At 68.8% G+C, this 359-nt stretch carries 1 protein-coding gene; it reads left to right on the top strand.

Annotated features, from left to right (window positions below):
- Positions 1–359, top strand: a 359-nt coding sequence (locus ACNPM4_RS00765) for an Ig-like domain-containing protein (protein WP_448984368.1), incomplete at both ends; no start/stop codon positions are given.

The following is a 359-nucleotide window of genomic DNA, read 5'->3' as shown; positions in this document are numbered from 1 at the left end:
GTGACCGATGGTGACGGCACGGTGCTGTGCACGACGACCGTGGTCGACGGCGAATGGTCGTGCACGCCGACCGATCCGCTGCCGGAGGGGACGAACACGATCACGCCGACCGCGACCGATCCGGCGGGGAACGCGACCGCGGGTGATCCGATCGACGTGACCGTGGATACGGTGGCCCCGTCCGCTCCGGTCATCACTGGTCCGGCGGATGGTGCTGTGGTGACGGATGCGACGCCGACGTTCACGGGCACCGGTGACGATGGTGACACGATCACGGTGACGGATGGCGACGGCACGGTGCTGTGCACGACGACCGTCGTCGATGGCGCCTGGTCGTGCACTCCGACCGATCCGCTGCC

Source organism: Microbacterium umsixpiens, assembly GCF_053543675.1.
This window is presented reverse-complemented; position numbering and strand designations above follow the sequence as displayed.